Source organism: Kribbella sp. NPDC058693, assembly GCF_042715335.1.
GTDB lineage: Bacteria > Actinomycetota > Actinomycetes > Propionibacteriales > Kribbellaceae > Kribbella > Kribbella jiaozuonensis.
In genome coordinates this window covers 377,581-397,501 of record NZ_JBHXSQ010000001.1, presented here as the reverse complement: position 1 = coordinate 397,501, position 19,921 = coordinate 377,581, and the positions used below count along the sequence as shown (strand labels likewise).

At 69.1% G+C, this 19,921-nt stretch carries 20 protein-coding genes and 1 riboswitch; of the genes, 4 read left to right on the top strand and 16 right to left on the bottom strand.

Annotated elements, in window-relative coordinates; all coding sequences use genetic code 11:
* From ACFWUU_RS01895 to ACFWUU_RS01850, 10 genes are all read right to left on the bottom strand, one after another.
* Complete coding sequence (locus tag ACFWUU_RS01895; RefSeq protein ID WP_380171859.1) at nt 1–1,176, bottom strand: ROK family protein; 1,176 nt, start codon at nt 1,174–1,176, stop codon at nt 1–3.
* 148 nt (nt 1,177–1,324) lie between these two features.
* The gene (gene cobS, locus ACFWUU_RS01890) at nt 1,325–2,119 is read right to left on the bottom strand and encodes an adenosylcobinamide-GDP ribazoletransferase (RefSeq protein ID WP_380171857.1); all 795 of its coding nucleotides are present in this window, start codon (nt 2,117–2,119) and stop codon (nt 1,325–1,327) included.
* Nucleotides 2,116–2,643, bottom strand: coding sequence for a bifunctional adenosylcobinamide kinase/adenosylcobinamide-phosphate guanylyltransferase (locus tag ACFWUU_RS01885; RefSeq protein WP_380171855.1), 528 nt, complete (start codon nt 2,641–2,643; stop codon nt 2,116–2,118). The genes cobS and ACFWUU_RS01885 overlap by 4 nt, the downstream gene beginning before the upstream one ends.
* Complete coding sequence (locus ACFWUU_RS01880) at nt 2,636–3,442, bottom strand: ECF transporter S component (RefSeq protein ID WP_380171853.1); 807 nt, start codon at nt 3,440–3,442, stop codon at nt 2,636–2,638. Before ACFWUU_RS01880 ends, ACFWUU_RS01885 begins: the two co-directional genes overlap by 8 nt.
* Entirely contained in the window at nt 3,439–5,049 is a 1,611-nt protein-coding gene (locus tag ACFWUU_RS01875) for an ABC transporter ATP-binding protein (protein WP_380171851.1), read from the bottom strand. Before ACFWUU_RS01875 ends, ACFWUU_RS01880 begins: the two co-directional genes overlap by 4 nt.
* Entirely contained in the window at nt 5,046–6,131 is a 1,086-nt protein-coding gene (locus tag ACFWUU_RS01870) for an energy-coupling factor transporter transmembrane component T (RefSeq protein ID WP_380171849.1), read from the bottom strand. Before ACFWUU_RS01870 ends, ACFWUU_RS01875 begins: the two co-directional genes overlap by 4 nt.
* Nucleotides 6,132–6,133: 2 nt before the next feature.
* Nucleotides 6,134–6,841 (bottom strand): SCO2322 family protein, encoded by a 708-nt coding sequence (locus ACFWUU_RS01865; protein WP_380171847.1) that lies wholly within the window; start codon nt 6,839–6,841, stop codon nt 6,134–6,136.
* Between the two features lie 117 nt (nt 6,842–6,958).
* A riboswitch (cobalamin riboswitch) is annotated at nt 6,959–7,035 on the bottom strand.
* A 31-nt stretch (nt 7,036–7,066) separates the two neighbouring features.
* A complete protein-coding gene (locus ACFWUU_RS01860; protein WP_137254347.1) occupies nt 7,067–7,276 on the bottom strand; it encodes a hypothetical protein in 210 nt (69 codons plus the stop codon).
* Nucleotides 7,276–8,286, bottom strand: coding sequence for an aldo/keto reductase family protein (locus ACFWUU_RS01855; RefSeq protein WP_380171845.1), 1,011 nt, complete (start codon nt 8,284–8,286; stop codon nt 7,276–7,278). The genes ACFWUU_RS01860 and ACFWUU_RS01855 overlap by 1 nt, the downstream gene beginning before the upstream one ends.
* A gap of 21 nt (nt 8,287–8,307) precedes the next feature.
* A complete protein-coding gene (locus ACFWUU_RS01850) occupies nt 8,308–8,895 on the bottom strand; it encodes a DUF3043 domain-containing protein (protein WP_380171843.1) in 588 nt (195 codons plus the stop codon).
* A 166-nt stretch (nt 8,896–9,061) separates the two neighbouring features.
* Here ACFWUU_RS01850 and ACFWUU_RS01845 point away from each other — a divergent pair, with 166 nt between their 5' ends.
* The 4 genes from ACFWUU_RS01845 (at nt 9,062) to ACFWUU_RS01830 (ending at nt 12,532) form a co-directional block, all read left to right on the top strand.
* Nucleotides 9,062–9,889 (top strand): PspA/IM30 family protein, encoded by an 828-nt coding sequence (locus tag ACFWUU_RS01845; protein WP_137254350.1) that lies wholly within the window; start codon nt 9,062–9,064, stop codon nt 9,887–9,889.
* Complete coding sequence (locus ACFWUU_RS01840; protein ID WP_137254351.1) at nt 9,886–10,161, top strand: hypothetical protein; 276 nt, start codon at nt 9,886–9,888, stop codon at nt 10,159–10,161. The genes ACFWUU_RS01845 and ACFWUU_RS01840 overlap by 4 nt, the downstream gene beginning before the upstream one ends.
* 230 nt (nt 10,162–10,391) lie before the next feature.
* Complete coding sequence (locus ACFWUU_RS01835; RefSeq protein WP_233714690.1) at nt 10,392–11,918, top strand: sugar transferase; 1,527 nt, start codon at nt 10,392–10,394, stop codon at nt 11,916–11,918.
* Nucleotides 11,919–11,989: 71 nt separating this feature from the next.
* Nucleotides 11,990–12,532 carry an RNA polymerase sigma factor gene (locus ACFWUU_RS01830; protein ID WP_170989722.1) on the top strand — a complete coding sequence of 181 codons (543 nt, stop codon included), beginning with the start codon at nt 11,990–11,992 and terminating at the stop codon, nt 12,530–12,532.
* Nucleotides 12,533–12,575: 43 nt separating this feature from the next.
* Here ACFWUU_RS01830 and ACFWUU_RS01825 read toward each other — a convergent pair whose 3' ends face one another.
* Genes ACFWUU_RS01825 through ACFWUU_RS01800 form a run of 6 tightly spaced genes read right to left on the bottom strand, consistent with a single transcriptional unit; the run spans nt 12,576 to nt 19,886 of the window.
* Nucleotides 12,576–12,953 carry a hypothetical protein gene (locus ACFWUU_RS01825; RefSeq protein WP_137254353.1) on the bottom strand — a complete coding sequence of 126 codons (378 nt, stop codon included), beginning with the start codon at nt 12,951–12,953 and terminating at the stop codon, nt 12,576–12,578.
* The gene (locus ACFWUU_RS01820; protein ID WP_137254354.1) at nt 12,953–14,587 is read right to left on the bottom strand and encodes a right-handed parallel beta-helix repeat-containing protein; all 1,635 of its coding nucleotides are present in this window, start codon (nt 14,585–14,587) and stop codon (nt 12,953–12,955) included. Before ACFWUU_RS01820 ends, ACFWUU_RS01825 begins: the two co-directional genes overlap by 1 nt.
* A gap of 13 nt (nt 14,588–14,600) precedes the next feature.
* Nucleotides 14,601–15,803 (bottom strand): glycosyltransferase, encoded by a 1,203-nt coding sequence (locus tag ACFWUU_RS01815; RefSeq protein ID WP_380171841.1) that lies wholly within the window; start codon nt 15,801–15,803, stop codon nt 14,601–14,603.
* Nucleotides 15,800–17,041: an O-antigen ligase family protein gene (locus tag ACFWUU_RS01810; protein ID WP_380171839.1), complete on the bottom strand. Its 1,242-nt coding sequence runs from the start codon at nt 17,039–17,041 to the stop codon at nt 15,800–15,802. The genes ACFWUU_RS01815 and ACFWUU_RS01810 overlap by 4 nt, the downstream gene beginning before the upstream one ends.
* Entirely contained in the window at nt 17,038–18,675 is a 1,638-nt protein-coding gene (locus ACFWUU_RS01805) for a YveK family protein (RefSeq protein ID WP_137254357.1), read from the bottom strand. The genes ACFWUU_RS01810 and ACFWUU_RS01805 overlap by 4 nt, the downstream gene beginning before the upstream one ends.
* Nucleotides 18,672–19,886 (bottom strand): Wzz/FepE/Etk N-terminal domain-containing protein, encoded by a 1,215-nt coding sequence (locus tag ACFWUU_RS01800; RefSeq protein WP_170989724.1) that lies wholly within the window; start codon nt 19,884–19,886, stop codon nt 18,672–18,674. The genes ACFWUU_RS01805 and ACFWUU_RS01800 overlap by 4 nt, the downstream gene beginning before the upstream one ends.
* Nucleotides 19,887–19,921 lie beyond the last annotated feature (35 nt).

Below are 19,921 nucleotides of genomic sequence, written 5' to 3'. Positions count from 1 at the left end.
TCAAGAAATGGAGATATTGGTATGACTCAGCACCGAAGCGCGGTGGATGGCGCCGACGATGTCAGCCTCGTCGCCGAGCTCGGCGGGACGCAGTTCGACGGTCGCAGCAGCACTGGGGATTGCGCAACGGTCGAGGGCTTCGCGGAGCGGGGCGAGGATGAGTTCGCCGGCTTCGGCCATCAGACCGCCGACGACGACAACCTCCGGATTGAGCAGGTTCACCACGCCCGCGACCGCGACGCCGACGCGGCGGCCGGCGTCCTCGATCACGCGGCGGCAGCCGACGTCGCCGCCGAGCGCGCGGATCACGATGTCCTTCAACCGCAGCGGTCCGTGCGAGGCGGCCAGGCTGTTGATCAGCGCCCGTGATCCGACGAACGTGTCCAGGCAGCCGCGGTTGCCGCACCGGCAGATCGGGCCGTTCTCGTCGATCGTGACGTGGCCGATCTCGCCCGCGGTACCGGCCGAGCCGCGGAAGACCTCGCCGTCGATCACGATTCCCGCGCCGACGCCGTACGAGAACTTCAGGTAGCAGCCGTTCCGTACGCCGCGCAGCGCGCCGGCCCGCAATTCCCCCAGTGCCGCAAGGTTTGCGGTGTTGTCGAGCGCGACCGGAGCGCGGAGGTGGGCGGCCATCGCCTCGGTCACGTTGACGCCGCGCCAGCCCGGCAGCACGGCGTCGGAACCGGCCTCGCCGCTGACCGAGTCGACCGGCATCGGCAGCCCGAACCCGATCGCGGAGATGTTCTCGACGCCGGAGCTGACCGTCTCGGCCAGGTCGGCGAGCAGCCGGGCGGCGCGCTCCATGCCGTCGTCGGCGACGTGGTCGGCCTGCAGCGGCATCAGCTGGTGGGCGAGGATCTCGCGGGACTCGTCGGCGATCGCGACCCGGACGTCACGCTCGCCGAACGCGACGCCGGCGAGCAGGCCGCCGCCGGACGCGAGCGAGACGAGTACGGCGCGGCGGCCGTTGCGGATGCTGCGGGACAGGCCGACCATTCCGGCCTGGTCCAGCTCGCGGACCATGTTCGACACGGTGGCCGCGGACAGGCCGGACGCGGCGGCGATCTCGACCTGGGTGAGCGGGCCGTGCTGCCGGACGACTCCGAGAACGCGCGCACGGTTGGCTTCGCGCAGCGAAGCCTGCGAGCCCGGCGCCGGACGGGTTGCGTTCATTACATAAAGATAACGGATCGCGGGGCGAGCGCGGCCGCTCCGCACTCGTGAACCAGAAACATCGTCTGCAACCTCGCTGTCACTACCCCACTAGAACGTTCAACGGCGACAGTAGACCACTTCGGTTTGAGCGTGGTGGAGGCAGGCTTCAGACGGTCAGCGCGAGGCTCAGGAGCGCGAGCGGGAGGGCGAGTTCGATGGTCGCGCCGAGGACGTCGCCGGTGGTGCCGCCGAGGGCTGTCTTTGCGCGGTGGGTGGTGGCGAAGCTGGTCCCGACGGCGAGGAGGACGGCGGCTACGGAGCCTGCCAGGTGGGCCGGAGTGGGCCAGGTCAGGGCGAGGGCGGCGGCGAGTACTACGGCTGTTGGGATCGCGGCTGTGAGAGGGCGGACGGTGCCGGCGACGTACACGCCGAGGCCGTCGGGGCGGGCCGCGGGGACCGACGTACGGCAGGACCAGGGGAGGGTGAGGCGGCTCGCGGTGGTGGCGATCAGGACCGCTTGCCAGCCGTAGCCGGACTGGGTGCAGGCGGTGAGGGCGGCGACGTCGAGGAGCAGTACGCCGACGATCGCGACGACGCCGAACGGACCGATGTCGCTCTGCTTCATGATCCGCAACATGGTCTCCCGATCCCGGCGGGACCCGAGCGCATCGGCAAAGTCAGCCAGCCCATCCAGGTGCAAACCGCCCGACAAAGCGGCAACCACCAACACCCCCAGCACAGCCGCCAGCAGCCCCGCCTCCGGCTTCACCAGTTGAACCAGCGCCACCACTCCAGCCGCAACCCCACCAATCACCGCTCCAACAACCGGTGCGAGCACCATCGCCCGCCCACCAACCACCCGATCAACCCGCGACGGAACCCCCGCCGGCAACACGGTCAGCGTGCCGAAGGCGAGCCGAGCCGCATCACCCCAACCGTTGGAGCGGGAAGGGGCAGTCATGTGAGCGGGATGGTTCGGCCGGCGATGGTCCAGAGGGCCTGGTCGGAGGACAGGGAGATGGTGGTGTTGAGGCGGCCCATCAGGTCGCGGAAGAGGCGGGTGCCGGGGTCGGCGGGGACGATGCCGGAGCCTACGTCGTTGCTGACGGCAACGACGCGGCGAGGGGTGGCGGACCAGGCTTCGGCGAGGGCGGCGATCTGTTGTTCCACCTCGTCGGCTCGATGCAGGTCGGACCAGACGTCGACGGCGTCCATCGTGCGGGAGAGCCACAACGTCAGGCAGTCGATCAGGAGCGGGGGCCCGGACGCTTCGAGCAGCGGGACGAGGTCGATGGTTTCCGCGAGACCCCAGGTCGCCGGGCGGCGGGCCCGGTGTTTGGCGACCCGGGCGGCCCACTCGGCGTTGCCCGAGTCGTCTCCGCCGGTGGCGACGTACAGGACGTCCGGCTCGGCGGCGAGCAGGCGTTCGGCGGCGACGGATTTGCCGGAGCGGGCTCCGCCGAGGATCAGGGTTCGGTCAGGCATCGGTCCTCCGCTCGAAAACCACCGGCGCCTCGAAGGCCGCCTTCCGCGCCGTACGGCGGAAGGCGTTCAGGATCGGCCGCCCCAGCACCAGCACGAGTACGGCGGACAGGATGCCGCGCGGGATGTCCCAGCCCAGCGACGTCGCCACCACGAACAGGAAGTACCGGTGCAGGTTCGCCGTCAGCGCGTCGCCGGGGATGAACGAGAAGGCGCTGCCGAACGTCGCGTACGGCCAGAACCACAGGTTCATGATCACGCCGTAGAACACCCCCGACACCAGCGAGTACGCCGCGAGCAGCAGCAACTCCAACCGGCCGCCGACCCGTGGCAGCAGCCCCGCCATGCACCCCACCCACGCGCACGCGAACATCTGGAACGGCATCCACGGCCCGACCCCGCCGCTGATCAATGCCCCGCCGAGCAACGACACCGCCCCGAGCACGAACCCGAACCCGGCGCCGAACGCCCGCCCCGCCAGCACCAGCAGGAAGAACCCGGGCTCGAGCCCCGCCGTACCCGGACCCAACGCCCGCAACGCCGCCCCGACCGCGGCGAGCATGCCGACCAGCGAGATCACCTTCGCGTCGATCCCGGACTCGGACAGCTCCGCGAGCACGACGGCCACCAGCAACGGCAGCAGCAACACGAACAACCACGGCGCGTCGGTCGTATGCCCGATCGCGGACGCACCCGCCTGCGACGTCCGGAAGAACAACGGCCACGCGAATGCGAGTACGCCGACCAAAGACGCAATAACCAACGCCACCGTGCTCCGCGGTTTGAGCCGGATCAGTCTCATGATGCTCGGTCCAAGGCGTCAGCGACCTCTCCGACGGTCAGGAACGGCAACGGGGCAAGGATCTTCGCCACCTGCGGCGCGAACGCCGGCGAGCCGGCGATCACCTCGGCCGTCTCGCCGTCACTCACCAACTCGCCTTCGGCGAGCACCATCACCCGAGTCGCGACCTCAGCCACCATCTCGACATCATGCGTCGACAACACGACCGCATGCCCGGCCGCGGCCAGCTCGCGCAGGATCGCCACCAGCCGCCGCTTGGCGCCGTAGTCCAGCCCGCGCGTCGGCTCGTCCAGCAACAGCAGCGGCGGAGCGCCACACAGTACGACGGCCAGCGCGAGGCAGAGCCGTTGTCCCTCGGACAGGTCGCGCGGATGCAGGTCCACAGCCACGTCCGGCGCCAGCCGCTCGAGGATCGCCCGGCAACTACCTGGGGGCACCTTGAAGTCCGAGTCGGCAGCGGCACACTCTTCGGCGACTGTAGCGGCGTAGAGGATGTCGGCAGGCTCCTGCGGGACCAGACCGACAGCTTTCACCAGCTGCGCCGGCTTCGTCCGAAGGGGGTCTGTTCCGGCCGTTGACGCAGTGCCGGACCGAGGCGGCAGGATGCCGACGAGGGTGTTCAGCAGGGTGGACTTGCCGGCCCCGTTACGGCCCATGAGCGCGACGACCTCACCAGCCCTGATGCTCAACGACACCCCACGCAGGGCCGTCACTGCGCCGTAGCCGACAACCAGATCAGTGCACCGAGTCAGCTCATCGCCCAGCGCAGCAACCGGCCGCACCGGCGCGGCACTGTCCAGCTGACGACGCAGCGCGACCGCTGCCCGGCGAGCGTCCCGCACGGACAGGGGGAGTGGCGACCAGCCAGCCAGCCGCCCCAGCTCGACCACAGGCGGTGCAACCGGTGCGGTGACCATGCGCTCCGCGGGTAGCCCCGTCGACACAGCAGCGGCCCCACCGGGTACTTCGATCACGCGGTCGGCGTACTGGATCACGCGTTCCAGCCGGTGCTCAGCCAGCACCACAGTGACGCCCAGGTCGTGCACCAACCGCTGCAGCGCAGCCAGCACCTCCTCGGCCGCCTGTGGGTCCAGTGCAGACGTCGGCTCATCCAGCACGAGTACGGCGGGATGCGACGTCAGCGCCGCCCCGATAGCCGTCCGCTGCCGCTGGCCACCCGACAAAGACGTCAACGCGCGATCTCGTACGTCGGCCAGCCCCAGTAGGTCGAGCGTCTCCTCGACGCGCCGCCGCATCACGTCCGGCGCCACGCCCAGCGACTCCATGCTGTACGCCAGCTCGTCCTCGACCGTGTCGGTGACGAACCCGGCCATCGGGTCCTGGCCGACCATCCCGACCACGTCCGCGAGGTCCCGCGGCCGGTACTTCCGGGTGTCCCGTCCATCCACGAGCACCCGGCCGGACAGCGTGCCGCCGGTGAAGTGCGGCACGAGTCCGTTGATTGCCCGCAGCAACGTCGACTTTCCGGACCCGGTCCGCCCGATTACCAGCGCCAGCTCACCCTCCGGCACGATGAAGCTCACATCCCGCAACGCCGGCTCGGAAGCGCCGTCGTACGTCACCGTCACGCGGTCGAACTCGATCATGCGACCGCCTCCTTCAACGGCGGTGCGACGACCGCAGGCGCCAGTCCGATCAGTACGCCGACAACCGGCAGCAATGGAACCGGTGGGACCACCAATGGCCCGTCCAGCAGCAGACCGTGCACGCCACGTGCTGCGGCGATCACCATCGCACCCGCAGCCACTGCACCCGACGCCACGACCAGCCACTCGGGCAGAGCCCACGGATCGGGCCGGTACCGCGTCCGTGCCACCCGCTGGCGCCCGACCGCCATAGCGCCGACCGCAAGCAGTACGCCGACCGCCAGTGCGCTCGCGGCGAGCGGGAACGACATGGAGTCGGTCAGCAACGCGTAGACGCCGAGCAGGATGCCCAACAGCCCCAGCAGCACGCAGAGCGCCGTGAGTCGACGCTGTGCGCGGGGCGCGTGCGCCGTACGGCCGTAGCCGCGGGAGTCCATTGCGGCGGCGAGCTCCACCGACCGGTCCAAGGCGCCTTCGAGGACGGGCATGGCCGTCGTACGGAAGGAGGCGTGGGTGCGGCCCCGCAGTCGGCGTGCGGCGCGGATCCGGCGGCCGTCCGTCACCAGCTGGGGTGCGAAGGTCAGTGCGACCACGCAGGCCACACCCATCTCGTAGAGGGCCCCGGGCAACGACTTCAGCAGGCGGCGTGGACTGGCCAGTGCGTTGGCAGCACCTACGCAGCAGAGCATGACGGCCAGCTGGAGACCGTCGTACAGAGCGGTCAGCAGAGCCTCGGCTGTCACCTCTCCGCCGAGCTTCACGCCCGCAGCCCAGTCAGGCAACGGAATCTGCGGCAGCGTGAACAGCACCGTGTTTCCCTGCGAGCGGGTGGACAGGAGCGCCTGCAGGACCACGCGGATGCCGATGACCAGCAGACCGAGCTTGAGGAACGCGGTGAAGCTGTGCGCCCACGGTGCATTGCTCCGGCGCGCCGCCACGACGAATCCGGTCACCGCGAGGATCAGGATCAGCAGGACCGGGTTGCGGGTCCGGCTGGCCGCCACAGCCATGCAGAGCGCCCACAACCACCAGGCCCCCGGGTGGAGTGCCCGGGGGAGCGTGAGGTGGTTGACGGCGCGCACTGCTACCTGGTCGCGGTACGACGGCGGTTGAGGAAGAACCCGCCTCCGCCAAGGAGGACCACGACGACCGCCGCGATGATGATGCCGGTCCACGGCGTACCGCTGTCTTCCTTCGAGGCCGTGGCCGGTGTCGGCTGGACCGCCGTGGAGCCCACCGCCGGTCCGATCTGCAGCGTGACGGGGGCGTCGGTGGCCGGGACGTTGATGCTCTTCACCTGGTCGCCGCAGCCCTTGGACGGGTAGCCGGCGATTCCGCAGGTGAGGCCCTTCTCGATCCGGACCGGCGCGACCGCGGCCAGGACCTGCGCGCCGTTCGACTTCAGGTCCGTCACCACACACGTGCCGGTGGGCTGAGCGGGCGTGTCACCTGTGACGGCGTCCTCCGGCGTACCGGGGTCGACGACCAGGGCTACCCGCTTCTTGCCGGCCTCGGCCGGGGTCTTGCCGCAGATCGCGTCGAAGTCGCCGGCGGCCCGCGGTACCCGCGGCTTGGCGCCGCCGACGGCGAACCGCCAGCCCTCGACGCCGCCGTCGGCCGGGACGAAGGCGTCGGCGCCCTTCTGTGAGAAGGCCCAGGCGCCGTTGGTCCACTGGTAGTAGCCCCAGAAGCGGTAGCCGTCCTCGGCCTGGGCTGTAGTTGCGACCGTCCCAGCCAGCAGGAGACCCGCCAGCAAGCTGAGGACCAGTCGTACGGTCCGGTGTGCAGTCATTCTCGTGTCCTCGTTCGGGCCGCAGCCCGGTGGAGGAGGTCCCGCCTGCACCGGCAGGGTAGGGGCTCTCCCCGCGGACCACGGCGGGTAGGTGAGCCTGTCTGCCTGCGCCACAGTGGTCCGGCTCGCCGCCCTCAGCCAGGCTGAGGGCGGCCTACGGTTGCGGGTCAGCGCCGGACTTGGACCGGCTTCCCTGTGACGCAGGCGTGTGGTTCGACCGGAACTCTACTCTGCCGACGAGAGACTCATCGGCCCGTAGACCTCGCGGTTGTCCTCGAGCAGGTAGACCTGGCTGACGCCGCGGTCGGCCAGATCACGCCAGACCTCGCCCAGCCAGCTCTCCGCGTCGCCCTGGGCCGAGAACTCGGCCCCGCCGACCTCACCGGGGTCGACCAGGGCGCCGGACGCGGTCTCGAACCGCCAGCTCCAGCTCATCACGCCACCCGAGCCTGCGGCGAGTTCTGCGCGGTCTTGGCCGGGTCACGCTCGACGATGCCGCCGAGGACCTCGTCGATCCGCTTCAGCAGGCCGTCGTCCAGCTTCACCCCGGAGGCCTTCACGTTCTCCGTGACCTGCTCGGGCCGGGAGGCGCCGACGATCGCGGAGGAGACGTTCGGGTTCTGCAGCACCCAGGCGACCGCCAGCTGCGACAGCGACAGGTCGACCTCGTCGGCGATCGGCTTGAGCTCCTGGACCCGGGTCAGTACGTCGTCGGTCAGGAAGCGCTTGATGAAGTTCGCGCCGCCCTTCTCGTCGGTGGCCCTGGAGCCCTCCGGCGGCTGCTGACCGGGCAGGTACTTGCCGGTGAGCACACCCTGCGCGATCGGCGAGAACACCACCTGGCCGATACCGAGCTCCTCGGAGGCCGGCACCACCTCGGCCTCGATCACCCGCCAGAGCATGCTGTACTGCGGCTGGTTCGAGACGAACGGGATACGCAGCTCGCGGGCCAGCCGGTGGCCCTCCTGCAGCTGCTCCGCGGTCCACTCCGACACGCCGATGTACAGCGCCTTGCCCTGCCGGACGATGTCGGCGAACGCCTCCATCGTCTCCTCCAGCGGCGTCTCGGTGTCGTACCGGTGCGCCTGGTAGAGGTCGACGTAATCGGTCCCGAGCCGCTTCAGCGAGCCGTTGATCGACTCGTGGATGTGCTTGCGGGACAGGCCGGTGTCGTTCGGTCCCTTCGGGCCGGTCGGCCAGTAGACCTTGGTGAAGATCTCCAGCGACTCGCGTCGCTGACCGGCCAGCGCCTCGCCGAGCACCGACTCGGCCGCCGTGTTGGCGTAGGTGTCGGCGGTGTCGAACGTCGTGATGCCGGCGTCCAGCGCCGCCCGCACGCAGGCCTTCGCCTGCTCGTTCTCCACCTGCGACCCGTGCGTGAGCCAGTTCCCGTACGAGATCTCGCTGACCTTCAAACCGCTGTTGCCGAGAAAGCGAAAGTCCATACCGCCGACCCTACCGTCCGATCAGGATGGCTTCTCGCCGCGTTTCACCATCGGCTTGGGCAGTCGCCAGCGGCGCATCTGCATGGTCCGCCGGACCGCGTAGAACCCGAGGCCCTTGGTCGACTCCTTCGGGAACTTCACCCCGACCTGCTTGCGCAGGCCGGCCGTCAGCAGGAACCAGTCCGCCGCGATCAGCAGGATCATCGCCAGGAACAGCAGGTTGACCATCCCGGCCAGCCAGGGGAACTGCGGCGAGAACACCACGCCGACCAGCGACACCACCAGCAGGATCGGCAGCGCGAACTCCATCACCGAGTACCGCGCGTCGACGTAGTCCCGGGCGAACCGCCGGACCGGGCCCTTGTCGGCGGCCGGCAGGTAGCGGTCGTCGCCGGTCTGCATGGCCGTCTGCATCTTGGACCGCTCGGTCCGGACCTTCTCCCGGCGGATCGCCGACGCCTCCTTGCGGTTGCGCGGCTTCTTGAACGCGGCCTTGCGCGCCGCCTCGGCATCGCGGCGGCTCGGGGTCGGGCGACCCTTGCCTCCCGGCTTGGCCTGGGGCTCGGCAGGTACGGTGGTAGCTGATTCAGACTTGGTACGACGGAACACGGGGTCAGAACCTCATTCGCAGGGCAGGTCGCGACTCGGGGTGGTCCCCGGACCTCACCACTACTTTATCCGGGCCGGTCCTGATGGTGTGGTGAACCTTGGGGACATAGGGTGGATGACACGCACGCTGGGTCTCACACCCGGCACAGAAGGGGTACGGATATCGATGAGCATCTTCAAGCGGATGTCGACGATCTTCAAGGCCAAGGCGAACTCCGCCCTGGACAAGGCCGAGGATCCTCGCGAAACCCTTGACTACTCGTATCAGAAGCAGCTCGAGCTGCTCCAGAAGGTACGGCGGGGCGTGGCCGACGTGGCCACCAGTCGCAAGCGGGTGGAGTTGCAGGCCTCCCAGCTGCAGTCCCAGTCGGCGAAGCTGCAGGAGCAGGCCCAGAAGGCGCTCTCGATGGGCCGTGAGGACCTGGCCCGGGAGGCTCTGACCCGCAAGTCCGGGCTGCAGGGCCAGATCGACGACCTGACCACCCAGCACGCCCAGTTGCAGGGTGAGGAGGAGAAGCTGACGCTCGCCTCCCAGCGGCTGCAGGCCAAGGTCGAGTCGTTCCGGACCCGCAAGGAGACCATCAAGGCCACCTACACCGCGGCCGAGGCGCAGACCCGGATCAACGAGGCCTTCTCCGGTATCTCCGAGGAGATGAGCGACGTCGGTCTGGCGGTCCAGCGGGCCGAGGACAAGACCCAGCAGATGCAGGCCCGGGCCGGCGCGATCGACGAGCTGCTCGCCTCCGGCGCGCTCGACGACGCCAGCGGCACGGTCAAGGACAACATCACCCTGGAGCTCGACCGGATGTCGTCCGGCTCCGACGTGGAGAACGAGCTGGCCGCGATGAAGGCCCAGCTCGCCGGCGGCAGTGCGCCGAAGGAGATCTCCGGTGAGGCACCGGGCGCGGCCCAGCAGCCGGCGCCCCAGACCGCCCAGCAGCCAGTGCAGCCGGCCGCCGAGCCGGTGAGACCTCAGGACGGAGATGTTCGGTGATCGTTCGCATCATGGGTGAGGGCCAGTGGCGACTGGCCGACGAGAAGCTCGACGCGCTCAACACCGTCGACGGCGACCTGGAGAAGGCCGTGTCGTCCGGTGACGAGACGGCGTACCTGTCCGCCTTCGCCGCGCTGCTGGACTTCGTCCGGTCCGGTGAGAAGGTGCCGGACGACGAGCTGCACGACTCCGACGCCATCCTGCCCCCGTCGGACAGCTCGCTCGCCGAGATGCGTGAACTGATCAGCGGCGACGGCTTGATCGCCGGCTGATCACTTCAAGTAATCATTTGAGACCCCTGAGGCCCCGAAACGGGCCTCAGGGGTCTTTTGCTGGGAGTCTGGTGGCACACGGGTAAACACTCGTGATCAGTGCTTTTGTCCGCCGCGTTCCCGGTGTACTGTCTGGACCACGCCGTTGTGGGGGCGGTGTTGGACGAAGTCCGTGACGGGGAGTGGGTTGGTCACGGGTTTCGGGGATCACCTGTGGGGGGTGACTGTGCGTGACTGAGTTTGTCATGTCCGAAGGGCTCGCTGAACCGGCTGATCTACGGCCGGCGCCGTCAGGGGAGCGTCGTCGGCCGGTCTGGGTCGTTCCGGACGAGGTGCCGGCAGTGCTGCCGCGCTCGGCCCGGTTCACCGAGGCACGCTGGGTGGCCAAGTACCGTCGGGCATCGTTGGCGGCTGATCTCGGCGCCGGGGTGATCGGTGCCGCGCTGGCGCTGGTGGCCCGGTTCGGGGCCTCGATCAACCTTGGCTACTTCGTGCTCGGCGCATTGCTGCCGATCACCTGGGTGGCGTGTGTGGCCTTGCAGCGCGGCTACGAGACCAGGTACTTCGGCACCGGACCGGAGGAATTCCGCTCGATCATCCGGGCCGCGGTCGCGTTGACCGCGGTGGTCGCGATCACGTCGTACGCGACCAAGAGTGAGGTTGCCCGAGGATTCGTGATCCTCGCGGTACCGACGACCTGTATCGCGGCCATGGTCGGCCGCTGGTTCCTGCACCGGCAGATCTCCTGGCGGAGGTTCGCCGGGCGCTGCATGCGCCGGGTACTCGTTGTCGGACGCAACGACCAGGTGATGACGCTGACGCGGCACCTGGAGGAGCGGCCGGCCGACGGGTACGTCGTGGTGGCGAGCTGTCTGCCACGCGGCGACGTGTTCGAGGACGCCGAGTTCGAACGGCTGGGCCGGACCGAGATGGACATCCTGGCCGGCGTCGACCAGTTCGACGTCGAAGTGGTCGCGGTGGCTGCCGATCCGGAGCTGGCCGGGCACTCGCTGCGCAAGCTGTCCTGGGCGCTCGAGCAGCGCGGGGTCGAGCTGATCGTCTCGCCGGGCATCGTCGAGGTCGCCGGTCCGCGGATCTCGATCCGGCCGGTCGCCGGCCTGTCGTTGCTGCACCTGGAGCGGCCGTCGGTGAGCGGCGGACCGCACATGCTGAAGAGCATCTTCGACCGTGTGGTCGGATGCCTGCTGCTGCTCGGGGTCTCGCCGATCCTGCTGGTCACCGCACTGCTGGTGAAGCTCACCAGTCGCGGGCCGGTGCTCTTCCGGCAGACCCGGGTGGGCCGTGGCGGCGTGGAGTTCAAGATGCTGAAGTTCCGCACGATGGTGGCCGACGCCGAGGCACGCAAGGCCGAGCTGCACGCGCTGAACGAGGGCAACGGGATCCTGTTCAAGATGCGTGACGACCCGCGGATCACCAGGGTCGGCAAGTACCTGCGGCGGTTCTCGATCGACGAGCTGCCACAGCTGATGAACGTGCTCCGGGGGGAGATGTCACTGGTCGGACCGCGGCCGCCGCTGCCGGCCGAGGTCGCGCAGTACGCGATCGACGACGCGCGCCGGATGCTCGTGAAGCCGGGCCTGACCGGCCTGTGGCAGGTCAGCGGCCGCAGCGACCTGACCTGGGAAGAGTCGATGCGACTCGACCTGCGGTACGCCGACAACTGGTCGATCGCGCTGGACCTGCTCATTTTGTGGAAAACCGCTCGCGCCGTGCTGGGGAGCGACGGCGCGTACTGAAGCGACGCACCAACTTTGTTCTTGCATTCCCGAGGGGGGAATTCGTGACTGCAGTACTGGAAGGATCAGGCGTGGCCCGATCCGAAGCCGCGACCTTTGTGATCGAGGCCGCGGCGGGGGACCAAGGGGCCTGGAGCCGGCTGGTCGACCACTATGCGCGGCTCGTCTGGGCCGTGACCCGCAGCTTCCGGCTGAGCGACAGCGACGCCGCTGACGTCTCGCAGATGGTCTGGCTGCGGTTGCTCGAGCACATCAACCGGGTCGACCCCGAGCGGGTCGGCGCCTGGCTGGTCGTCACCACCCGGCGCGAATGCCTGCGGGTGCTGGCGTTCCGCAAGCGGGTGCTGCTGACCTACGAGGCGACAGCGTTCGAGGACGTCGCCGGTGACCAGCCCGAGCTGGACTACGACCTGCTGGCGGGCGAGCGTGCGGACGACGTACGGCGTGCCCTGGAGAGCCTGCCGGACCGCTGGCAGCAGCTGCTCGGCATGCTGATGGCCGATCCGCCCGCGCCGTACGCCGAAATCTCCGCGACGATCGGGATCCCGATCGGCAGCATCGGCCCGATCCGCGGCCGCTGCCTGGAGAAACTCAGACTGCTGCTTGCCTCCTGAGGCAGCAGAGCCCGGTTCGGGCCGCACGCTCCGGTCGTCCCGATCAGAGCATGATCCACGCGGTCCGGACCGGGCGTTGTGCTGTCCCCGGCCAGCGGAGCAGGAAGCTGACCAGGCGGGCCCCGTTCGGTCCCTCGGCGTCGCCGCCGCGGGACTCGACCACGAGCGGCCCGGACGGCGAGACCCGCAGTTCGATGGTCAGGCCGGTGCGGCCGCTCTCGTGGATGTCGACGTCGAGCGTGATGCCGTGGCCGGAGAACCGCAGCCGGCGTACGTCGCCGGAGCCGGGCGCGTCGATGATGCTGTCGAAGATCAGGTCGAGTACGTCGAGATCCCGCTCGTGCCGCCCGAACGCGGCGTAGCCGACCGAGCGGAGCAGGGCGATCTGCTCACCGACGGCACGCTCCGGCGGCCCGATCATCACCGCTCACCGCTGACTTTGATCACGCTGTCGGAGTCCTGCCCGTACGGCGCACCCTGCCAGCTGGCCCAGTTCACCCCGTTGCCCTGCTCGTGCACGATGAAGTTCCACGGGCCGGAGTACGTGTTGTTGAAGAACCGGTTGCCCTGGTGGAACGTGATCGCGTCCTGGATCGTGGCGTTCTTGTACGGCGACCACTTCGGGAACGTGCCCCAGTTGGAGAACAGCCCGTTGTAGCCGCAGCCGGTGCGGACCGCGCAGGTCTTCCCGATGTTGTCCGGGTCGAGCGAGAACACGTTGTCGTGCACCCGGACGTTCTGCGTCTTCCACCGGCAGTCGCTGAGGTACGGCTGGGTCTTGATCGTGGTCGCGTTGCAAGTCTTGGCGTTGACGACCGACGGGTTGACCAGGGTGCCCGATCCTGTGCTGGTGTTGGCGGCCGACCCGGCGAACCGGTCGGCGTTCTCCCACAGCACCACGCCGGCCCAGTTGTCGGTGAAGGCGTTCCCGCTGATCTCGAAGGTCTGGTTGAACACGCCGGGCGCGCGCGGGTCGCTGCCGGACTCGGAGATGTACAGCGCGGGCGTCGGGAAGCCGGCGTTCTCCGGACCCTTGCCTAGGCCGTTGCGGACGAAGGCGTTGCCGCGGATCCCGGCGTTGTAGCTGGTCTCGTAGATCAGGCCCTCGGCCGAGTTGCCGGAGATGTAGTTGCCCTCGATCACGAAGCCGGTGTTGTTGGTGTCGGCCCACAACCCGGCGCTGTGGTTGTCGTGCACCCAGTTCGCGCGCACGATCGCCCCGGTGACCTCCCAGAACTTGCCGCCGCCGGTGCAGCCGCAGCCGCCCTTCAGCCGCTCCCAGTCGTCGGTGTTGTTACCGGCGATCTCGTTGTGGTCGATGGTGATACCGGACACCTTGCCCGGGTTGTAGGCGTTGAAGCCGTACTGGCCGTTCTCGGCCAGACAGTTGCTGCGGACAACGTTGTGGTCGCCGATCATCAGTCCGGCGCCGGCGTTGTGCTGGATCGTGTTGGCCTGCACCGTCCAGCGGGCGCCCGCGTCGTGGTTCACCACGCCCTCGTCGTTGTTGGTCCGCGGCGCCCCGAAGTTCTGGATGGTCAGGTTCTTGATCGTGACGCCGTTGGCGTACCCGGTGAACGCGTACCGGTTCTTCTTGCCGCCGTCGAGGATCGCGCCGGGCGCCCCGACGTACACGTTGCCGTCCTTCGGGATCACCTGGGCGAACTGCGCGGTCCCGAGCCGGTGCGTGCCCGGTGACAGCCAGAAGGTGGTGCCGGCCGGGTTCGCCGTGGTGAGGTCGTTCAGGTTCTGGGTGGTGCTGACCACGACCGCACCGGGTGGCGCGGTGGCCGGGCCGGACAGTGCGCCCGCGTTGTTGCAGATCCTCGCGGGTGGTGCCGTCGGCGCGGGCGGGGCGGGCGTCGTCGTGCCGCCTGGCGGGGGCGATACGACGGCGTCGGCCTTGTCGGACGAGCCGTTGTTGAAAACCGTCAGTCCGGCAGCGACCAGGGCGGCGGCCACGACGAGGCCGCCGGTGGCCAGCACGGGCGGACGGCGGTACCACGCGCGTGCGGTGGGCGGTTGGCGGCGCTCGGCATTTCGTTCGGGGGGCATGGGTGTCCTCGACCTAGCGGTGGGCGGTGACAGGATGTTCGATCGTGTACCGGTAGATCTCGAGCAGTTGCTCGATGCTCTGTTCCGGCCGGTGTTTCGTCTCGTACGTCGTGCGCGCCTGCCGGCCGAGCTCGTCGTACTTCGCGGGGGACGCGTCGACGTCGAGCAGCAGTTTGGCCAGTGCATCCGGACGGCCCGGTTCGAACAGTGCGCCGTCGACTCCGTCGGTGATCAGTTCCGGGAACGACCCGTGGCCCGAGGCCAGCGGCGGTACGCCGACCGCCATCGCCTCGATCACCACCAGGCCGAACGTTTCCTCCCACTCCGAGGGCAGCACGACCCCGCGGGACTGCCCGATCAGCTCGAACACCTGCTCCTTGCTCATCAGCCCGCGGAGGTCGACGGACGGCCGGGTGGCCGCCCAGGCGGTGACCTCGTCGAGCATCGGGCCGCCGCCGGCGATCACCAGCCGGAGCGCGTCGTCCCCGGCGACGGCGCGGTACGCGTCCCAGCCCTTCATCAGCAGTGGAGCACCCTTGGCCGCATCGAGCCGGCCGACGTACGTCACCTGCCGTTCCCGCGGTCCGCCGACGGGACCGTCGTACGGAACCGCATTGGGTTTGACGAACGACCGCTCCGGATCGAAGTTCATTGCCCCCAGCAACCGACGCTGCGACTCGGAGATGAAGATGTACGCCGACACCAGGCGCCGCCAGCTGCGACGGTGACCGCGTGCGTTGAGCACTGTGGTCGACGTCGCCAGCGCGGATCCCCGGTAGCAGCGGTGGACGACCGCGGCGGTCGGGTTGCCGCCGGCGCAGTCGTGGCACACCTCGCCGTCGCGAAAGAAGTCACCGCTGGCGCACAGCAGCTTGTAGTTGTGCAGGGTGATGACCACGGGTACGCCGGCCGAGTGGCACGCGTACAGCACGGACGGGCTGAGCAACGGGAATGTGTTGTGGACGTGGACGACATCGGGCCGGTCCTCGGCCAGCGCCGCCGCGAGGTCGCGCCGGCTCGCCGGGTTCCAGACGACCCGGCCGGGCAGCGTAGCCTTCTGCCACGCGGGCCAGTTCTCGATGTCGTCGCTGTGCCGTTCGAAGTGGCGGACGTCGTGGCCGAGTGCGGTCAGCGCCGCGCTCTCCTGATCGACGACCCGGTTCTCGCCGCTCGGTGCGGTCGACCGGTATCTGTTGTGTACCAGCAGGATCTTCATCGCGGTCCCTCGCGGGTCGACGTGTTGTAGACAAGTGATGCGGCCAGCGTCAGGTCGAGCAGGTACGACGACGCCTCGCTCAGCCCGCTCTCGGTGAACGACGCGATCACGCAGTACGCGACCAGGAAGAGTGCGAGCGCCCGATGCGGCCCCTGCGGGCGGAACCAGGCGGCGATCAGTACGAACAGCACGAGCATGATCGTGATCGCGACCCCGACCAGCCCGACGTCGTAGTACGTGCCGAGCCAGTTGCTGTCGATCGGCAGGCCGTTGAACGACTTGTTGGACAGCCCGAAGCCGAACAACGTCTCGAAGGTCGATCGCGGCTGGGCCAGGATCGCGTCCCAGACCGCCTTGCGTCCGGTCAGCGCGCCGAGCTCCTGGGCGTCCTGCCCGCGGGCGAGCCAGGTCGTCACCACCGTGCTGAGCGTGAGTGCCCCGACCGAGAAGACGACGATGCCGATTGTGAACGCCTTGCGCACCCGCGAGCGGCCGGTGAACAGGCTCAGCCCGGCGATCAGTACGCCGACCACCAGCGCGAGCAACGCGGTCCGGGTGTGGGTCAGCAGCAGAACCGGAATACAGACCAGCACGCTGGTGAGGGCGATCCAGCGGCGCAGGTGGCCGGACATCCAGAGCACGATCGTCAGGCCGGCGGCCCCTGCGGTGTAGTGACCGACCTGGGTCGGCGGGATCGGCCAGAGGATGCCGGCGAGGCGGTTCTCGGTCATCGCCAGGCCGGGCGCGACCATCAGGCCGACGACCACCGAGCCGACGATCGCCCACAGCACCATGAGATGCGTGCGCAGTAGCAGCAGGTCGCGGCGCGGCCACCAAGGCGTCAGCAGCCACAGCACCAGAGCGAATCCGCACAGCCGTCCGGCCCGGAACAGCGCACCGAACAGGAACTCGGCCCGGATACTGGCCAGCAGCGCTTCCGCGGCCAGCAGCATCACCAGGAACACAAACACGCTCGGCCGGATCCGCACCGGCCGGTTCACCGACAGCGCCACCATCAACGCCCCGACCAGCGCCCCCTGCGCGATCAGCTTTCCGACCGATCCCGGGATCGGCAGGATGTGCGGCGCGCCCGGGAAGAACGTCATCACGTTCAGCACCATCAGCGCCCACGCCAGCTGCACGCGATGCCGCCGCCGTACCTCCGGCGCGACGGCCCGCCGGGTGGGGCGGATCCGCGTGGTCAGCTGGGTACCGAGGCGGGTGGTGATCGTCGTCATCGGCGGAACATCTCGACATCCACACTCAGCGGTCGTCCGGACTCGGTCTCGGTCACGCCGATGCCCTCGTCGGTGCGGTCGGGCCGCAGTACGACGGCGCTGTTGATCTCCAGCCCGGCCAGCCGCAGCATCTCGCCGGTGGCCTGGATCTTGGTGGTGGTCGACTGGCCCGCGGTCACCACGACGGTGGCGTTGGACGCCCACGTGGCCAGGTGATCGGCGCCGAGCTCCGGCGTCAGCGTGCTGAGACTGAGAACGACGTCGGCGACCTCCCAGGCCGAGTCGAGCGCGATGTCACCGGAGCCGGACGGCCGGTTGCTGTCGCTCAGGTGCAGGTAGCAACCCTGCGCCGGACCGCGGGTCTGGTCGGGACGGTAGACGTCGACGCGCTGGCCGGGTGCGCTGAAACGCGACTCGTGCGTACCGGGAGTCTTCGCGCCGAGCATGCCTGCGAGCCGGCCGGACTCGGTCAGGTCGGCAACCAGCACGTGCTTGCCGTCCTCGGCCAGCGCCACTGCGAGCGAAGCCACGACGAGCGCGCAGGTGGTGACGTCGTCGACGCTGACCACGGTCATCGCCGGCGTCGGGTGCTCACCCCAGAAGATGCGCTGATCGAGGTGCTGCATCATCAGCTGTACTTCGGGCGCCTTCCGCTGCGAGGGACGCAGGTATCGCGGCCGCGGCAGCAGTTGCAGACGCGACGGTCGTGGGCTGCTCAGCCGGATCCGGGCGCCCAGGGCCTGCGAGATGTCCTGGCGCTTCCACAGCCGGTCGGAGATCAGCGCGCGTACGACGACGAACGCCAGGCCGATGAACAGACCGGCGATCAGGCCCGTGCCGGCGTTGATCACGAGCGTCTTCTTGAGCGAGACCGGTACTGGTGCGGCCACGTCGAGCACCCGGCTGCTGTTCATCCGCAACGCCTCGACCTGCGAGTCGAGCAGCTGCTGCCGGACGTACACGTACTGGTCGCGGGCGGCGCCGAGCCGGACCCCTTCGGGGCTGTTCGGGTGCTTCAGCTCGTTCGCGGTCGGGTCGTCGCCGGTTGCGCGGACTGCCTGCTCGGCCACGGCCAGGTCGTTCTTGGCCTGGGTCTCGTCACGCACGAGCGGGGCGTCCTGCAAGGCGATCTGCTCCTTACGGTAGATCAGGAAGACCTGCGCGATCACGCCGGCCAGCTTGGTCGCGTCGTCGCTGGTCTTCCCCGCCGCGTTGATCTGGAGCACCCGGTCGGTGTTGGCGACCACGGTGTACTCCTTGAGCAGATCGTCCTGGCTGATCGGCAGCTTCAGCAGGTCGATCACGCGCTGCGCCACGGTGTGCGTGGTCGCCAGGCTGACGTCGGTCGCCATCGCCTTGGTCGGGTCCTCACCGTCGCGATGGGTGATCAGCAACCGGGTGGCGGACACGCTCGGAGCGGGCAGCGCGAAGGTGGATCCGAGTCCGACGAGAAAGCCCGCCATCGCGAGCACGATCCAGATCCGCAGATGCCGGCGGATCGCGTCGCGGAGGAACCGCAGCGTGACCAAGGCGTCCGGCGGGTGCGCGTTCGTCGGCTGGTCGTCGAACAGGCCGTCCTGGTCCGCCCAGGCGGGTTCGCTGACCACCGGTTCCGTGTACGGCTGGTTGCTCATTTGGTCCTCCTCGCGGTGCCGGTGAGGAGGGTGGGCAGCCGCGAGCTCGACCGGCGCATCGACTGGGAGACGCGTCCGATGGTGCGATCCGTCGGGTCCGGATCGGTGACGACGATGCCGTCGATGGAGCGGTCGTCGGCCGCTGCGGCAACCGCCAGCCGGGCGAGTTCCTCGGCGGTGACGGTGCCGGCCGACAGCGCGACGATCGTGTTGGTGGTCGGTTCGGAACCGACCACGATCGGGTCGTCGCGGTCGACGACGATCAGATGGATGCTCAGCGTCGGGTCGCCCGACGGTTCCTGGTGCGAGTCGACCACGATCGAGGTGGAGATGCCGATCGAGTTGGCGAGCGTGGCCAGCTGCGGGCCGAGCGGCAGGGCCTTGTCGTCACCGGCGAACGAGAGGACGGCCAGCGAGACGTGCGACTGGCCCTTCACGTCCAGGCCGAGGTGGTGCAGCGTCTTGCGCAGCCCCCACGCCTCGACCGCGGTCGGCGAGTAATGCTCGAGTAGATAGGTCCAGTCGGACACGTCGTTCGCCTGGTACGACGAGACCGACGCCAGCACCGGAAGCCCGACCGCGTCGGCGATCTCGTCCCGCAGCCGCAGCCGGCGATCGCCGCGCTCCTTGGCCAGTACGCCGATCGATCCGACGATCGCGCCGATCAGCGCGCCGAGCAGACCGTAGATGCCGAGATGAATCGGCACGTTTCCACCACGTGCGGTTGTCGCCTGCTCCAACACCCGTGCCCCCGTTTTCTTCCCCAGATCGCCGGGCAGGTTCTGGTCCGTGGTGACGAAGACCAGATAAACCCCGGCGACAGCGTTCGCCAGTGCCATCGACTGACTGGCCGTCGTTCCCTTGGCGTCGATCTTGATGACGTCGTCGGTGACGGCGGTGACCTTGACCCGGCTGCGGACGACCTCGGTCGACAGCGGCGGGTTCAGGTTCTGCCCGGCGCTCTTCAGCACCGGCTCGCTCTCCGCGATGAACACCTGCGTGTCGGTGCTCTGCGTACCGGCGGCCTTCTCCGCATCGGTCGTCGGTGCCGGCGGTAGCACCACGAGCGAGGTTGCGGTGTGCAGGGGCGGCACCAGGAACCCGGCGGCGACTCCGCCGAGCAGGCCAACGGCCGCCACGGCGGCCACGATCCAGCGATGCCTGCGGATGGCCCGCCAAGATTTCTTGACGTCGAGCTGCTGTGCGCTCACAGCTCCACCTCGCTGCGCTCGGCTCCGCTGTGAGC

Excerpts from the sequence above, each read along its gene's own strand:
- ACFWUU_RS01895 (WP_380171859.1), bottom strand. The coding sequence starts at position 1,176 with ATGAACGCAACCCGTCCGGCGCCGGGCTCGCAGGCTTCGCTGCGCGAA.
- cobS (WP_380171857.1), bottom strand. The coding sequence starts at position 2,119 with ATGACTGCCCCTTCCCGCTCCAACGGTTGGGGTGATGCGGCTCGGCTC.
- ACFWUU_RS01885 (WP_380171855.1), bottom strand. The coding sequence starts at position 2,643 with ATGCCTGACCGAACCCTGATCCTCGGCGGAGCCCGCTCCGGCAAATCC.
- ACFWUU_RS01880 (WP_380171853.1), bottom strand. The coding sequence starts at position 3,442 with ATGAGACTGATCCGGCTCAAACCGCGGAGCACGGTGGCGTTGGTTATT.
- ACFWUU_RS01875 (WP_380171851.1), bottom strand. The coding sequence starts at position 5,049 with ATGATCGAGTTCGACCGCGTGACGGTGACGTACGACGGCGCTTCCGAG.
- ACFWUU_RS01865 (WP_380171847.1), bottom strand. The coding sequence starts at position 6,841 with ATGACTGCACACCGGACCGTACGACTGGTCCTCAGCTTGCTGGCGGGT.
- ACFWUU_RS01860 (WP_137254347.1), bottom strand. The coding sequence starts at position 7,276 with ATGAGCTGGAGCTGGCGGTTCGAGACCGCGTCCGGCGCCCTGGTCGAC.
- ACFWUU_RS01855 (WP_380171845.1), bottom strand. The coding sequence starts at position 8,286 with ATGGACTTTCGCTTTCTCGGCAACAGCGGTTTGAAGGTCAGCGAGATC.
- ACFWUU_RS01845 (WP_137254350.1), top strand. The coding sequence starts at position 9,062 with ATGAGCATCTTCAAGCGGATGTCGACGATCTTCAAGGCCAAGGCGAAC.
- ACFWUU_RS01825 (WP_137254353.1), bottom strand. The coding sequence starts at position 12,953 with ATGATCGGGCCGCCGGAGCGTGCCGTCGGTGAGCAGATCGCCCTGCTC.
- ACFWUU_RS01820 (WP_137254354.1), bottom strand. The coding sequence starts at position 14,587 with ATGCCCCCCGAACGAAATGCCGAGCGCCGCCAACCGCCCACCGCACGC.
- ACFWUU_RS01815 (WP_380171841.1), bottom strand. The coding sequence starts at position 15,803 with ATGAAGATCCTGCTGGTACACAACAGATACCGGTCGACCGCACCGAGC.
- ACFWUU_RS01810 (WP_380171839.1), bottom strand. The coding sequence starts at position 17,041 with ATGACGACGATCACCACCCGCCTCGGTACCCAGCTGACCACGCGGATC.
- ACFWUU_RS01805 (WP_137254357.1), bottom strand. The coding sequence starts at position 18,675 with ATGAGCAACCAGCCGTACACGGAACCGGTGGTCAGCGAACCCGCCTGG.